The organism is Candidatus Sphingomonas phytovorans, from assembly GCA_029202385.1.
Classification (GTDB): domain Bacteria; phylum Pseudomonadota; class Alphaproteobacteria; order Sphingomonadales; family Sphingomonadaceae; genus Sphingomonas; species Sphingomonas phytovorans.
The window spans coordinates 2,593,789-2,608,357 of the sequence record CP119314.1; the positions used below are offsets into that span (position 1 = coordinate 2,593,789).

A 14,569-nucleotide genomic window follows, 5' to 3' on the forward strand; every position below is an offset into this window, starting at 1 on the left:
TTCATGGCAGGACCTTCCCAGGGTTCATCAACCCCAGGGGATCGAGCGCCTGTTTGACGACCCGCATCAGGGCGGTCTCGACAGACGGCCTGTAGCGTGCCGCCTCATGGTGACGCAGCTGGCCAAGACCATGTTCGGCGGAGACCGTGCCGCCATGCCGAACGACGATATCGTGAGTCACGCGATTGATCGCATCCTGATCCGCCAGGAACGCCTGCTGATCGCCGCCGCGCGGGGGCGAGAAATTATAGTGGATATTGCCGTCCCCGAGGTGACCGAAGGTGACGAAGCGAATCTCCGGCCAGCGCGAGGCGATCGCTGCATCGGCCTCCGCCAGAAAGGCGGGGATGCGGGACAGCGGCACCGCGACGTCGTGCTTGATCGTCTTGCCGATCGCCCCCTGCGCCTCGGAAATACCCTCGCGCAACGCCCAGAAGGCACGGGTCTGCGCCACCGATCCGGCAATCGCTGCGTCGATCACATCCCCTCGCTCGAACGCTCCGGCGAGCAGATCCTCCAGTGCCGCACGAAGTTTTGCTTCCTCCTCCAGGCCGCTCAGCTCGATCAGGACATACCAGGGCGCCGCCTCCGCCAACGGTCGGCGCAGGTCGGGCCGATGATCGAGCAGCAGGGCGAGGCATTCCTCCGACAGGAACTCGCAAGCGGTCAGGGCCGTGTCGAGCGTCGCGCGGGCACGATCGAACAGAGCCAGCGCCGATGCGACCGACGACAGGGCGACAAAGGCCGCGACGCGTGCCGCCGGTCTCGGAAAAAGCCGCATCACCGCACCGGTGATGATCCCCAGCGTGCCTTCCGAGCCAATAAAGAGATCGCGCAGATCATAGCCACTATTGTCCTTGCGCAACCGCCTGAGCCCGTCCCACACCTCGCCCTGCGCAGTGACGGCCTCGATCCCCAGGCACAGGTCGCGGGCATTTCCGTAGCGCAATACCCCGGTTCCGCCGGCATTCGTCGCGAGATTGCCGCCAATCGTGCAGGATCCCTCCGCCCCCAGGCTGAGTGGGAACAGGCGACCGACCTCATCGGCCGCCTCCTGCACCGCCTGAAGAATGCAGCCGGCATCGACAATGATGACATTGTCCAGCGGATCGACGGCGCGGATCCGGTTCATCCGCGCGAGCGAGAGGACGATCACATCGCCCTCCACCTCGGGCGTCGCGCCGCCGGACATGCCGGTATTGCCCCCTTGCGGCACGATCGCGACGTGGTGTTCGCCGCACCAGCGCACGATCGCGGCGACATCCTCAGTGCTGTCCGGCTGGACCACCGCACTCGCCGCACCGCGCCACAGCTTGCGCCAGTCGACAAGGAAGGGTGCCATGTCCTCCGGGTCGGTCAGCAACCGTCCGGAAAAGCGGCCGGCAAGTTCCCCGATCGGCGACGCCGTGCTCATTCTCCCGACGCGGCGCGATAATTGGCCTTGAGATCATCGCGCACCCGCTCGTCGAAGCCGAGCGCGACACGGCGCACCTCGGGCGTATCCATCGGCGGATGGCCGATCGCGTCCGCGCGGGGCCGGGGACCGGCGACGACGGTGTTGCGCAATCGCCCGATATTGGTGATCTCGACCTCGATCGTGTCGCCGGGATCGAGCGACCGCGAATGGGCCGGGGTGCCGGTGCAGATGATGTCGCCTGGCAGCAGCGTGATGTAGCGGGCGATGTCGGCGATCATATAGTCCGGTCCCCACACCATCTCGTCACCGATCGCCGCTTCCTGCACCAGCAGCCCGTTGCGATAGGTGCGCAGCATTTCGTTGCGTGGATCAACGCCCGATACCACGCCCGGCCCGATCGGGCAGAAGCCGTCCATTCCCTTGACCCGCAACATCGATCCCTGGTCGGTGTCGCGGAAATCCTGCGCGCCCATGTCGAGCACCGGCGCGAAGCCGGCGATATGATCCCAGGCCTCATCGGGGGTGATATTGCGCGCGAGCTTGCCGATGATCGCCGCGAACTCGCCCTCGTAGTTGAGATAGCGAATACCGTCAGGCTTGATGAGCTGGCCGTTATGGCCGTTGAGCGCGGTGACGGGCTTGGTGAAATAGGTCGGCGTTTCGGTCGGGCTGGGGTTGTTCCGCGTCTCGACCCCGCGCGACGCATAGCTCAGATGGACCGCGATGATCTTGCTCGGCGGAACCGCGCAAGGTGGCAGATGGACAAGCGCGGCCGGATCCACCGAACGCCCGTCATCCAGCCGAAGCGTGATCGGATCGACCATCGTGCCCCAGCAAGCCGATCCGTCGACGACGACCCGTCGCCGTTCGATGCGCGGACCGTCCAGCACGCTCATTGCGCTGTCTCCCCGGCACCGGTGCCGCAATCGAACCAGATGTCGATATTGCCGGTGCCGCGTGCATTCTCATAGTCCGACACTGGCTCTCCCCTGGCACGGCACGCCGCACCGCCCATGGCCCCGACCATCTGAAGATAATGGCCGCCCAATCCCTCCCACGGGATTTTGGCGTATAGCGACGGAAAGCGCTCGACGATCACGTCATGGCGCCCCTCGCGCAGCAAGGCGACAGCCTCAAGGTCGCTTTCGACATTTGCCGCGCTCGACACATTCTCCGGATGGTAGATGCGTGGATTCTTCTGCTGCCAGTTGATGCCGTTGAACTTGTGGCTCAGCGCGCCCGAAGCGAGCAGGACGACACGCAGATCGCTGCGCCGGATCGCCTCCCCGACCACCTCGCCCGATTCAAGGAAGTTCTCGCTCTCGCAATTCTGGCAGTTGCTGACGGTCATGATCCGTTCCCGCGCGCGGAGCAGGTTGACGACGTTGATCGTGGCATAGTGACGCGGCAGGGTCGGCTCGGCGATGGCACGCCCCATGACGCCCCTCTCCTCGGCGACCTGCTCGCACAGCCGCGCCAGTTCCGGTGCGCCGCGATAGTCATATTTCTGGCCGTGCAGATACCAGGGCATTTCGTCCGAGATATAGCTGCCGGCATACTGCTCGCCGGCATCGTAGAGGTGATAGCCGGTGGTGAACCAGTGGGTGTCGAAGATCACCAGAACGTCCGGGCTGACCGCGTCGATCCTCTCGCGCAGCCGCGCCGCGCCGGCGATCAGATCCGAATCCGCGCCGGCACCCATTTTCACCCGGAAGTCGTCATCCTGCATCAGTCCCGGATGATGCGACACGAGTGCCGCGCCCACGATCTTGCCCATCTCGATCCTCCTGTCGGTCAGCGATGGCTGAAGCTTGGCTTGAACGGCTGCTTCGGCACGACCACGTCCTTGATGTTGCTGAAGAACTCGAAGCTCCAGTCGCCACCCTCACGGCCGATGCCGCTGTTCCGGCAGCCGCCAAAGGGTGCGGCGAGATCGCGGATGCCGAAGCTGTTGATCCAGATAAAGCCGGTCTGCACCTGCTCGGCGACCGCCTTCGCATGCGCTTCCTCACCATAGCAGACCCCGCCAAGCCCATAGACGGTGTCGTTGGCGAGGCGCACCGCCTCTGCATCGTCGGCGAAGGTCTGAAGAACCAGCACCGGCCCGAACACTTCCTGCTGGACGATCTCCGAATCCTGCGCGACGTCAGTGAGCATCGTCGGCTTGTAGTAGAGCGCACCGGCAGGATCCGGCTCTCCGCCCCACAAGACTGTCGCGCCGGCCCGCCTCGCCCGTTCGACATAGCCGATGATCCGATCGACCTGGCGCGGGTGGATGATCGGGCCCACCTCGGTCAGTTCCTCGCGCGGGTCGCCCACGACCAGTTGCTCGACGATGGCGCGCATCGCGGCGACGAACCGGTCGCGAACGCGCTCATGAACCAGAAACCGCGTCCCGGCGAGGCACACCTGGGTGGCATTGCGATACATGAGCGCGCCAGTCGCCGCAGCCGCGTCCAAGTCAGCATCCTCAAGGACGATGAAGGGCGATTTCCCGCCCAGTTCCAGACTGCACGGCACCAGATTCGCGCCGGCGACCTGGGCGATCTTCCGCGCCGTCGCGACCGAACCCGTAAAGGAGATCCGTGCGACGCGTGGGTCACGCACCAGCAGATCGCCGGTCACCGCGCCGTCGCCCTGCACCACGTTGAACACGCCTGCCGGCAAGCCCGCCGCATCGGCAGCATCAGCCAGGATCGAGCAGGTGAGCGGTGCCCATTCGGGCGGCTTGATGACAATGGTGTTGCCCGCCGCAAGCGCAGGCCCCGCTTTCCAGGTGCTCAGCATCAGCGGCGCGTTCCACGGCGTGATGATCGCGCACACGCCGGCCGGATCGTGCCGCACGTGATGGAGCGCCTGCGCCGTCTCGATCGTCCGGTCCTGCAGAGTCAGGGCCGCCTCTGCGAAGAAGGTGATGTTGAGCATCGCCCGCGGCACGATGCCGTGGCGCATCCGCGACAGGAGAACCCCCGCGTCGTTCGCTTCGGCCTCGCACAGCAGGTCGGCGCGCTTGCCGATCTCCTCGGCAAAGCGGCGCAGATACGGCAGGCGTCCCTCTGCGCCGAGCGCTGCCCAATTGGGAAAGGCGTGCGCGGCAGCTGTCACCGCGGCGTCGACATGCTCAGCCAGACCTTGCGCGACCCTGCCCAGTCGACGCTGGTCGATCGGCGAGAACAGGTCGAACTGCTCGGTCGACGAGACTCGCCGGCCGTCGATATAGTGCAAAGGGGAAACCACCCCACTGCCGATGATGATGTCTTGCATGACTGCCCTCTTCTTGGGTCAACCCTAGCAAAGCCCTTCAATTCAAATTAGCGAAACCTTCTGGCCTATTATCAATCAAAATTGCACAATGATGCGATGACCCCACGTTTCACCCCCCGCCAGCTCGAGGCGTTCATCGCCGCTGCGGAGCTTCACAGCTTCAGGCAGGCAGCCGGACGCATCCACCTTACCCCTTCCGCTATCAGCAACCTCATCGCGGAACTTGAAGGTGCGGTAGGGTTCGCCCTGTTCGACAGGACCACGCGAAAGATTGCGCTGACGCCGGCGGGGCGCAGTTTTCTTCCCGCCGCGCTCGCCGTCCAGCGCCAGATCGGACGGGCTGCGGCGGCCGCCGATGACATTCGCGACAATAGAGAGGACGTCGTTCGCGTGGCCGCGCCCCTCGTCGTCGCCTCGACGCTCCTTCCCCGGCTGATCGCCGCGCTATCGGCGGATTCGCGTTTCACCATCAGAGTGATCGATACACCGGTCGTCTGGCTGGCCGACCGGGTCGCAATCGGCGAAGCCGACCTGGCGATCGGACCCGACCGGGACGTGCCGGCCAATATTGTCCAAACACGGCTGTTTCCGACGCCATGGGTATTTTGGTGCAGGCCTGACCACGCCCTGGCCAAATCGGCCTCTCTCACATGGCGCGAACTGGCCGATATCGAGCTGTTCGCCGCCGGACGCGATCATGAGGAGAGAATCTGGCCGCAGCTTGTCGAGCTCGATCCTGCGTGCGTGCCCAGGCGAGTGCAGGTCGTCGACCACATCTCGACATCGCTGGGAATGGCGGCGGCTGGCCTCGGCGCCACCTTCTCCCCGGACTATGTCGCCCCGCTCGCCCGATCCTTCGGTCTTGTGCAGCGTCCACTGACCGATCCCGACATCATGCGACACTTGTCGCTCTATGAAAGGGTCGGAGGTGAGTCAGCTGCGGTCGCCACCGTCCGCGACTATATTGTCGATACCGCGAAACAGACCGCGGCGGCTCTGCGCGCGTGGCCGGCTCCCGGCGGTGACGAACCCTGGCGCAAAGCGGATTGAACAAGCGGGCGGCGATTCCCCACTCCCCTCAATTCAGAAGCCTCACTGCCCATTAGCCGCGAGGCACGGCATTCGGCGCGATATCGAGGCCGTCCACGATCCTGTGCCTGAACAGCGCCCGCCGCCGCGACGTTCGAATTTTCACGCCGGCATTTTCGCCATAGCGGTTTGACGCACCCAAAGCATCGAGCCTGCGACGCGGCATTCCGCCGCAGGGGGTTTCTCGTCATGCGTCGTCGTTCGGCTATCACCTTGCTGCTGTCAGGCATCGCGCTTGCGCCGGCATCCGCTTGCCTCGCTGCTCCGGCAGCGGCTGCGTCCCGCACAATCGCGCTCGATATTCCGGCATCGGACCTGGGCGCTGCCCTGAACGAAGTCGGGCGCCAGGCGGGAATCCAGATATCCTTTCCGTTCGATCACGCTTCCGGCCACCATGTGGCGCCGCTGAAGGGCCGGATGACGCCGCTCGATGCCGTGCGCCGGCTCATCGTCGGCACCGCGCTCACCGTGAGGGAGGCGGGCGAAGGCCATATCCTGCTGACCGCCGGGGAGCAGCGGACCAATGCAGCGACATCGACCAACGATGAGCCAACGACCGAAGGCGACATCGTCGTCACCGGCTTCCGCCTCGCTACCCGCCGCGCGCTCGATACCAAGCGCAAGAGCGGCCAGATCATCGACGCGATCAGCCAGGACGAGGTAAGCCAGCTTCCTGACGTCAACATCGTCGAAGCCGCGCGACGCATTCCCGGCATTTCAGTGATGACCGACCGGGATTCGAGCCGCGGACACGACAATTATCAATATGTCACGATCCGCGGACTCGACAGTCGCTACAATCTCGTCACCGTCGACGGCGCGCAGATCGCCAGCGCCGACAGCAGCTATCGCGGCGCACAGCTCGCGATGCTGCCTGCCTCGCTGGTCAGCGAGATCCAGGCGATCAAGACAGTGACGGCCCAATATGATCCGCACGCGCTTGGCGGCCAACTCAACCTCGTGACCAAGAGCGCGTTCGACACCGGCACCTCGCTCACGGCACAGGCAATGGGCGGCTGGACCTCACAGACCGGCAAGGTCGTCCCCGACAGGAACGCCAATATCCGGGCTGACGCGACCGGCGCGATCCTGTTCGGCGCGAACCATGAATTCGGTCTGGTCGTGTCGGGCGAATATCAGCAGCTCCATGCCTCGGCGCTGGCGAACCTGCCGGGGGACACCGCAGGTGCCGGCTGGACCTATTACACCGCCGCGGGCGCAGCGACCGGAGACATCGCCAATTCGACCGGACGCGCCGTGCCCGTGCGCGTGCAGGATTATGCCTTTGACGAGAAACGCGAACGCTACAGCGTCAACGCCAAGCTCGAATATCGTCCGAACGACCGCTTCGGCGTGTCGGTCTTCGGCGGCTATTATCACGAGCTTTCGGACGAGGACCGCTACGAGGCGCTCGCCCTTCCCTCCAGCAGCTACACGCCGGGCGCGTCGGCCGAAACAGGCAGGCTGAACACCGGCAACTACCAGCTCGGCCTCGTCGCCCAGCCGGAAAAGCGCCGTACCTGGCTGGTCAATGGCAACGCGCATTACGACTTCAGCGACAAGCTCAAGCTGACCGCCGGCGCGTCGAATTCCCAGGCGCACTACAATGAAGATCGCTGGATGTATAAATGGAACACGGGGATGGTCATCACCCCAACCTCGGCCGCCACCTCCAATCTTCCCGCCTATGGCTATAGCTACCAGAACGCCAACGGCCAGCCGACGATCGCGCTGAACGATCCTTTGGCGGCGGCGAAGGCCGCCAGTTACGGGCCGCGCTACTGGCGCGACATCGTCTATGACATCGACAACCGGGTGCGCGGCCTGCACGGCGAGCTGTCGTGGAATTTCGGCGCCAACGATCGCGGCCTCGGCATTCAGGCTGGCGTCAACCAGACGCTGACTCATGTCGAAAGCCTGCTCAACTATCGCGAATGGTTTGCGAAGGACGCCGCATCGGCGGCACTGATCGGCAATCTCGACCAATATTCGCAATCGACCGTGCTGACGCCGCTTTCCGCGCCGGGCGTCAACTTCTACCTGATCGACGCGGCCAAGGCGAAGGCAGTGCTGCTCGACCATCCCGAATGGTTCCGCCAGTCGACGGCGCGCGTCGCCGACGGCAACAACGCCTTTTACGAACTGCGCGAATCCATCACGGCGGGCTATGGCCAGCTCCGCTGGCAGGGCGATGCCCTGAACCTGCAGGCCGGGCTTCGGTACGACAGCACCTCGGTCGGCGTGACGACTCACCTCAACGGCGGCAGCGCGCTGGTGTCGCGGCAGCGCAGCTATGCCTATGCCCTGCCGTCGGCGGTGGCGACATGGAACGTCACAAGCGCGGTCAAGCTGCGCGGCGGCATCAGCGAGACGATCGGCCGCCCCGATTACGGCCAATATGGCGCGACCACGACCATGTCGCTCGACCTTTCGTCGACGCTCACCCCGCTGACGATCAACCAGGGTAACCCCGATCTGAAGCCACGCCGTTCCTGGAACTACGACCTTTCGGGCGAATGGTATCTCGGCGCTGGCGGGCTCCTTTCGGCGGCCCTGTTCTACAAGGACATCCACGACGAGATCTTCACCAAGTCCACGGTCGGAACCGGCGTCTATACCGATGGCGCAACCTATGGCGCGACGATCACCCAGCCGGTCAACGCCTCGCGCGCCGCCGTGAAGGGGGCCGAGATACAGATCGTCAAGGACCGGCTCGATTTCCTGCCGGGCCCGCTCGCCAATCTCGGCGTGTCACTCAACGCCACCTGGCTCGACGGCCATTTCGACTTCGTGTCGACCAACGGCGCCACCCGCCGGATCGGCGCGCTCTTCAACCAGCCGAACCATATCTACAACGCAACGCTCTTCTATGTGGACGGCCCGTTCAGCCTGCGGGCTGCATTCAACCGGATCGGCGCGTCGCCCGTATCGGTCGATTCGCAATTCAGCTGGCGTGATATCTGGGCGGATTCGCGCGACCAGCTCGATCTGCACGCCAGCTATAATGTGACGCCCTGGCTGCAGGTGATCGGCCAGGTCCAGAACGTGACGAACACGGCGTTCGAGGCGCATCTCGGCCAGAATCGCGAGTTGCTGCAGACGCGCTATCCGGTGGGCCGGACGGTGTGGTTCGGGCTCGTCTTCAAGCCCGGCGACAGGAAGTGAGCGACATGTCCTCCGGGCACCAGTGCCCGGAGGACACCATCTTCCCGAAAATCACGGGCGTGACCGGATCCTGTCACGGCACCGTATCAATCCGGCCCTAGGGCAATCGGGAAACATCCAGAATCGAGCATTTCCCCGATCCATGTCCTGGCTTCGCCCGATCGATGCATGGTTCGCATCGTCAGTCCTTCCCCATGAGAGCGAGCTGCTCCGCCAGGCGCGGCGCTGGGCCCTTGACGACGACGAGGCCCGCGACCTGCTGCACGAGGCCTATGCCCAGCTTCTCCAACTCGACCGCTGGGACCAGATCGCCAACCCCGCAGCCTATGCCGTCCGCATCATGCGCAACACGGCGCTCCAGCGGATGCGCCGAGCGCGGATCGTGCCCATGCGCCAGTTCGCCGCGCTCGAAGAGGCCGAGCACCCCGACCCGGCGCCCGACAGTTTCGCCATCGCGGCGGGCCGCGACGAACTGCGGCGCATGATGACGGCGATCGATGCCCTGCCTCTTTCGTGCCGCCGCGTCGTCCTGCTGCGCAAGTTCGAGGAATTACCGCCCCGGGCGATCGCCGAACGGCTCGGGCTCAGTCTGTCGACAGTGGAGAAGCATCTGTCGCGGGGGATATTGCTGCTCTCGCGTGCCCTGCGCGACCTTCCCATTCCGGCCGACCCAGCCGGTTTGGGTGAAACGAACGGCGCCGCACGCCGGCTAGCATGAAGAAAATCGCGTCGTTGGCATGGCGGTTTCGCTTCCGCTAATCATCGGGAGGTGATCGGCATCCCCACGGACATGAGAAAAGCATTTTGACCCTATCGATCGAGCGCCAGGAGCGAATCGAGGCCGAAGCGGCCGATTGGCTCGCCGCACTCGACGCCGGATGCGCCGATGTGGCTGCCTTCGAGGCCTGGCGCGCGTCCGACCCTACGCATGCCCTCGCCTTCATCCGGATGAACGCCGTGTGGCGCGACCTCGATCGCTTGCGCAGTGGCCATTCCGCACATGAACCGGCCGCTGCGGCAGCCCCGCCAATCATGGCTGCTCCCCGCATGGCACTGCCGCGGCGCACCGCGATCAAGGCAGCCTTCGGCATGGCCGGGGCGCTGGCGGCGGGTGGCGCCGTCTTCATCGCAAGCCAGGCGGCGGCTCATACCGTGGAAACGGCGATCGGCGAGCGCAGGCGCTTCTACGTGGCGGATCATACCTGCCTCGACCTCAATACCGGAGGCCGGTTGCGCTGGTGGTTGGCCGAAGGCCAGCTGGAAGTCGAGCTTGAACGGGGCGAACTCGCCCTGGACCTTCCGCAAGGCACCCAACCCTGCACGCTTCATGTCGGTGCGGCGCGGTTTCGCCTGGGGCCCGGCCGGTTCAACGTGCGCTTGCACGCCGGAGAGATCGTCGACCTTGCGACCATCGCCGGCAAGGCCTGGATGCTGCCGCTCCATGGCCGTGCCGGGACCGCGCTTGTGGCAGAACGCCGCAAGCTGGTCGTTACCGATGCGAAACAGGAGGCAAGGCCCCTGTCGGACGGTGATATCCAGACGCTTTCGGCCTGGCAGGAGGGCGAGATCCTGTTCGACGGCCAGCCCCTGACGGAGGCGATCGCCGAATATAACCGCTACCTGCCCGCACCAATCGAACTGGCACGCGCCGAGATGGGCCAGGTTCGGCTGGGGGGCCGTTTCCTCACCAACGATCCGAGCGAATTCCTGAAGGCCCTTCGCCTCAATTTCGGTATTCGCGCCGAGGTGCGGCGGGACCGGATTGTCCTGTCGACCTGACCGTCCCCGTCAGCTTGCGCCAGCAATGCCCGCCCGCCCGGATTCCACCTCGAAGCGCGCAATCGTCGATACGGCGGAGTCGGGATTGCGGGCATCGGCCAGGCCGCGAAACAGGACTTCGCTGCCCTTCCCGCTCAAGTCCACCCTGGCATAGCCGCGCACCTCATTTTCGGCGAAGCGAACCCCGGGGTTGGCCTTAGCCTCCTCACGCCATCCGGGATGGTTGTTGAGCGAGGTGATCGATCCGCCGACGAACTCCGCGGCGACGGGCGCGGCATCGGGACGATCGGGATGGTGGATATCGGTGGCGGTGAAGGCGTGGATATCGCCACTCAGCACGACAGGGTTGGGCGTCTTCGCGTCCGCCCAGCGGCGGAAGATCCGGTCGCGCGCGGCCGGATAGCCTTCCCAGCGATCGGCCGGATGGACGACCGCGCCCTGTTCCGGATGACGGGGATCGATCATCGCGAACGGCGTCATCAGGGTCTGCTGCGCGAGGAAATTCCACTGCGCGCGCGTCTTCCCCAACGCGTCGAGCAGCCAGCGTTCCTGGACGTCGCCGAGCATCGTACGGGATGTATCATGGCGCTGCGGGCAATCGAGCACCCCGACCAGATAATCGCGATGCTCAGCGAGCAGTTCGGGCGGCTGGCAGGCACGGGCACCCCGGAACTGCCGGTCGTCGATCACCTGGAACTGGGCGAGCGTTCCCCAGTCCAGCGTCCGGTAGAGACATGCATCGGGGCCCGAGGGACGGGCAGCCGCTCGTAGCGGCAAGTGCTCCCAATAGGCCTGATAGGCTGCCGCGCGCCGCGCGAGAAACGCGACGGGATCGCCATTATGCTCGTCCAGCGCACCGGCATAATCGTTCGCGACCTCATGATCGTCCCAGGTGACAATCCACGGCGCGGCCGCATGAGCCGCCTGGAGCAGCGGGTCCATCTTGTAGGTCGCGTAGCGTATCCGGTAGCCCGATACATCGAAGGGTTCGGGATTGAGGTGGCGACGGACGCCGCCATTGCCCGGGGCGTTCTCATAGATATAGTCGCCGAGGAACAGGATCAGCTCGGGGTCGTCGGCGACGACGTGGCGCCAGGCGGCGTAATGGCCCGCTTCGTATTTCTGGCACGAGCCGAAGCAGAAACGGAGGTGGTCGACGGTCGCTCCCGGTGCCGGAGCCGTCCGCGTCCTGCCAACCGGACTCGCCACGCCATCGGCGACGAACCGATAGAAATAGGGACGCCCCGGACGCAGGCCCGATACTTCGACATGCACCGAATGGCCGGCCACCGGATCGGCTGCGGCAGTTCCCGACCGGACGACGCGGGCGAATCCTTCATCCTCCGCCACCTGCCAGCGCACCGGGACACGGCGGGGCGGCATGCCGCCCTCGGCCTCAAGCGGGTGCGGCGCGAGACGCGTCCACAGGACCATTCCGTCGGGCGACGGCTCGCCCGATGCCACGCCGAGCGTGAACGGCGTATCGCTGCCGAGCAGCACGCCGGCGCGTGCGGAGAAGGTCAACAAAGCAGGCGCGGCGATCGCACCGGCCTTCAGGATATCCCGACGAGTCTTACGAAGCACTGGCACCCCACACATCCGCGACCGTGAAAAGGCGAGCCGCCCTGAGTCTCTCGTCTCCGATTGTGACGTGCTCGCGACACACCCGGGTCTGTTCCTTGGTGCCAGGCGGCCAACCGTTCCACCGGCCCGGCTTCGTCCACCATGGGAGAAGGGCCGCCCTGCGTATTTCACCGTGATTCATTACTGATGCCGCAAATATCAAGGACAGGTACCTCGGCGATATCACTTCCCAGCGACCCTCCCCAGATCTTCAATCCGAAAATTGTGACGCTCCACATTGTTATCGAAGCGAGCGCTTGCAGCAGCCGATGGCCTGTCGCATGCTGATGATCTCTCGTAAAAGGCAAAAGCATTCAACTTCAATTTGGCGCCAAAAGGCTGATTGCCTGAACTTGTCGTAGTCGTGTCATCCATAACTGATAATATATCCAGGATCCTGTGTTGCGGGACGGGAAAGAGGGGGAAGAATGCAGCCGGCGGAGGTCGATACCTTATTGTTCTCGATGGGCGTGCGGCAGCGCTTCACCCAGGATACCCCGATCCTTCCCGAAGTCTGGTATGCCTATGCCGCAACGCCGGATCAGCGGCACGATTTGCTGATCACACCACTCAACACCGATTCGGCCAATCGCCTGCTGCGGGAAATACTGGAAGCGCCCGGCGATACAGACCTGATCGCGACATGCCCCGCCGCACTCCGCGGATTCGTCGCGATGCGCCTGACGTTCGATGAATTCTGCCAGCTTATCCTGCCGCGCACGCATTGGGCCAAGGCCGCCGTCGCGCTCGCGCGCCGCAACGACTATCGCGAGGGCTGGTTGCACCTCGTGTTCGAGCGCAGTCGTCGTCTGGCCGTTTCTGAATCGCCCCGCGACAAGGAGATGTCGGATTTCGAAATAGGTCGAATTGCCGTATTGATCGGCGCGATCCTCGCTGACCGCGAAGCCCTGCGCACTGGGCCTGCAAAGCCGAGGGACGGAGATTTTTTCTCCGCAAGCTTCAGCAACGCCGAAAAGCTGATCGCACGCCTTTCCGACACACCCGCGACGGGCGCGATCTGGCGCGTGGCGATGAACCGGCCGCTAGACCTTTCGGACGAGCAGGCCCGCAGCACGGTCAAGGCGGACGCCGCGTTCCGCGTCTTCGAGGTCAAATGCGCTGATATCTGCTGGGCGGTCATCGATTCCGGCATCGACGCCGGTCATCCGGCCTTCAACGACGGCGGCACCTCTCGAATTGCAGGCGCCTATGATCTCACCAGCCTTCGGCCATTGTTGAACGCCGCCTATCGCACCAATCCGGCGAACAACCCCCAACTGGCCCGATGCTGCGCCGCTGCGGGCGTTACGATCGACGATGGAGTCCAGCTCCTCACCGCGATCTACCGCGCCCTCGATACCGACACGATGGACTGGTCCTCGATCGAACGGCTCATCCGATTGCAGAATCCGTCTCTACCGACCGACGGCCATGGTACCCATGTCGCGGGCATCATCGGCGCCAATTGGCGCGACGAAGATGGCGAACCCATCGTCATCGGGCTCTGCCCGGATATCCATCTGCTCGATCTTCGTATTCTCGCGCCCGCATCGGACGAGGGAGAGACCGCCGAGGAAGACACTGAATTCGCGGTGATCAGCGCCCTGCAGTTCGTTCGCTATCTCAACGGGCGCAACGAACATATCGCAGTCCACGGCGTCAATCTGAGCCTTTCCATTCCCCATGCAGTCGAAAACTACGCCTGTGGAAGAACGCCGATCTGCGACGAATGCGAACGACTGGTCGGGGCCGGCGTGACCGTCGTCGCGGCGGCCGGCAATAACGGCTATCAGGGTTTCGCCACGGCGAAGGGCCTTTATCGCGGCTATGCGACGTTGAGCATCACTGATCCCGGCAACGCCGATTCAGTCATCACGGTCGGTTCCACGCACAAACGCGAGCCCCATACTTTTGGTGTCTCCTATTTCTCGAGCCGGGGGCCGACCGGCGACGGACGCCTGAAACCCGATCTGGTCGCACCGGGCGAGCGCATCAGGAGCACGCTTCCCGGCGGCGAGTACGGGCCGCTCGATGGAACCAGCCAGGCGACACCGCACGTCAGCGCAGCGGCCGCCATGCTGATGGCCCGCTTTCCCGAACTGATCGGGCAACCACGGCAGATCAAGCAACTGCTGTGCGAGAGCGCGACCGACCTCGGCCGCGAGCGCGCTTTCCAAGGGCATGGTCTGCTCGACACGCTGCGAGCGCTGCAATCCTATTAGAGGAGCCTAT

The 14,569-nt window shown here is 64.6% G+C and carries 10 protein-coding genes; 5 read left to right on the plus strand and 5 right to left on the minus strand.

Annotated features, from left to right (window positions below; translation table 11 throughout):
• Position 1: 1 nt before the first annotated feature.
• Genes P0Y59_11845 through P0Y59_11860 form a run of 4 tightly spaced genes read right to left on the minus strand, consistent with a single transcriptional unit; the run spans position 2 to position 4,681 of the window.
• Positions 2–1,414 (minus strand): FAD-binding oxidoreductase, encoded by a 1,413-nt coding sequence (locus tag P0Y59_11845; GenBank protein ID WEK02338.1) that lies wholly within the window; start codon positions 1,412–1,414, stop codon positions 2–4.
• Positions 1,411–2,313, minus strand: coding sequence for a fumarylacetoacetate hydrolase family protein (locus tag P0Y59_11850; protein ID WEK02339.1), 903 nt, complete (start codon positions 2,311–2,313; stop codon positions 1,411–1,413). Before P0Y59_11850 ends, P0Y59_11845 begins: the two co-directional genes overlap by 4 nt.
• Positions 2,310–3,194: a hypothetical protein gene (locus P0Y59_11855; GenBank protein ID WEK02340.1), complete on the minus strand. Its 885-nt coding sequence runs from the start codon at positions 3,192–3,194 to the stop codon at positions 2,310–2,312. Before P0Y59_11855 ends, P0Y59_11850 begins: the two co-directional genes overlap by 4 nt.
• A gap of 17 nt (positions 3,195–3,211) precedes the next feature.
• Positions 3,212–4,681 carry an aldehyde dehydrogenase family protein gene (locus P0Y59_11860; protein WEK02341.1) on the minus strand — a complete coding sequence of 490 codons (1,470 nt, stop codon included), beginning with the start codon at positions 4,679–4,681 and terminating at the stop codon, positions 3,212–3,214.
• A 96-nt stretch (positions 4,682–4,777) separates the two neighbouring features.
• On the opposite strand from P0Y59_11860, the gene P0Y59_11865 reads away from it, so the two are divergent.
• The 4 genes from P0Y59_11865 (at position 4,778) to P0Y59_11880 (ending at position 10,714) form a co-directional block, all read left to right on the plus strand.
• A complete protein-coding gene (locus P0Y59_11865) occupies positions 4,778–5,731 on the plus strand; it encodes a LysR family transcriptional regulator (GenBank protein WEK02342.1) in 954 nt (317 codons plus the stop codon).
• Between the two features lie 228 nt (positions 5,732–5,959).
• Entirely contained in the window at positions 5,960–8,935 is a 2,976-nt protein-coding gene (locus tag P0Y59_11870) for a TonB-dependent receptor (protein ID WEK02343.1), read from the plus strand.
• A gap of 142 nt (positions 8,936–9,077) precedes the next feature.
• The gene (locus P0Y59_11875; protein ID WEK02344.1) at positions 9,078–9,653 is read left to right on the plus strand and encodes a sigma-70 family RNA polymerase sigma factor; all 576 of its coding nucleotides are present in this window, start codon (positions 9,078–9,080) and stop codon (positions 9,651–9,653) included.
• Between the two features lie 86 nt (positions 9,654–9,739).
• Positions 9,740–10,714, plus strand: a complete 975-nt coding sequence (locus P0Y59_11880; GenBank protein WEK02345.1) for a DUF4880 domain-containing protein — start codon at positions 9,740–9,742, stop codon at positions 10,712–10,714.
• Between the two features lie 9 nt (positions 10,715–10,723).
• Here the strand turns inward: P0Y59_11880 and P0Y59_11885 are convergent, their stop codons facing one another.
• The gene (locus tag P0Y59_11885) at positions 10,724–12,298 is read right to left on the minus strand and encodes an alkaline phosphatase D family protein (GenBank protein WEK02346.1); all 1,575 of its coding nucleotides are present in this window, start codon (positions 12,296–12,298) and stop codon (positions 10,724–10,726) included.
• Between the two features lie 467 nt (positions 12,299–12,765).
• Between P0Y59_11885 and P0Y59_11890 the strand changes: the two genes are divergently transcribed.
• On the plus strand, positions 12,766–14,559 hold the full coding sequence (locus tag P0Y59_11890) for a S8 family peptidase (GenBank protein ID WEK02347.1): 1,794 nt from the start codon (positions 12,766–12,768) through the stop codon (positions 14,557–14,559).
• Positions 14,560–14,569: the final 10 nt, after the last annotated feature.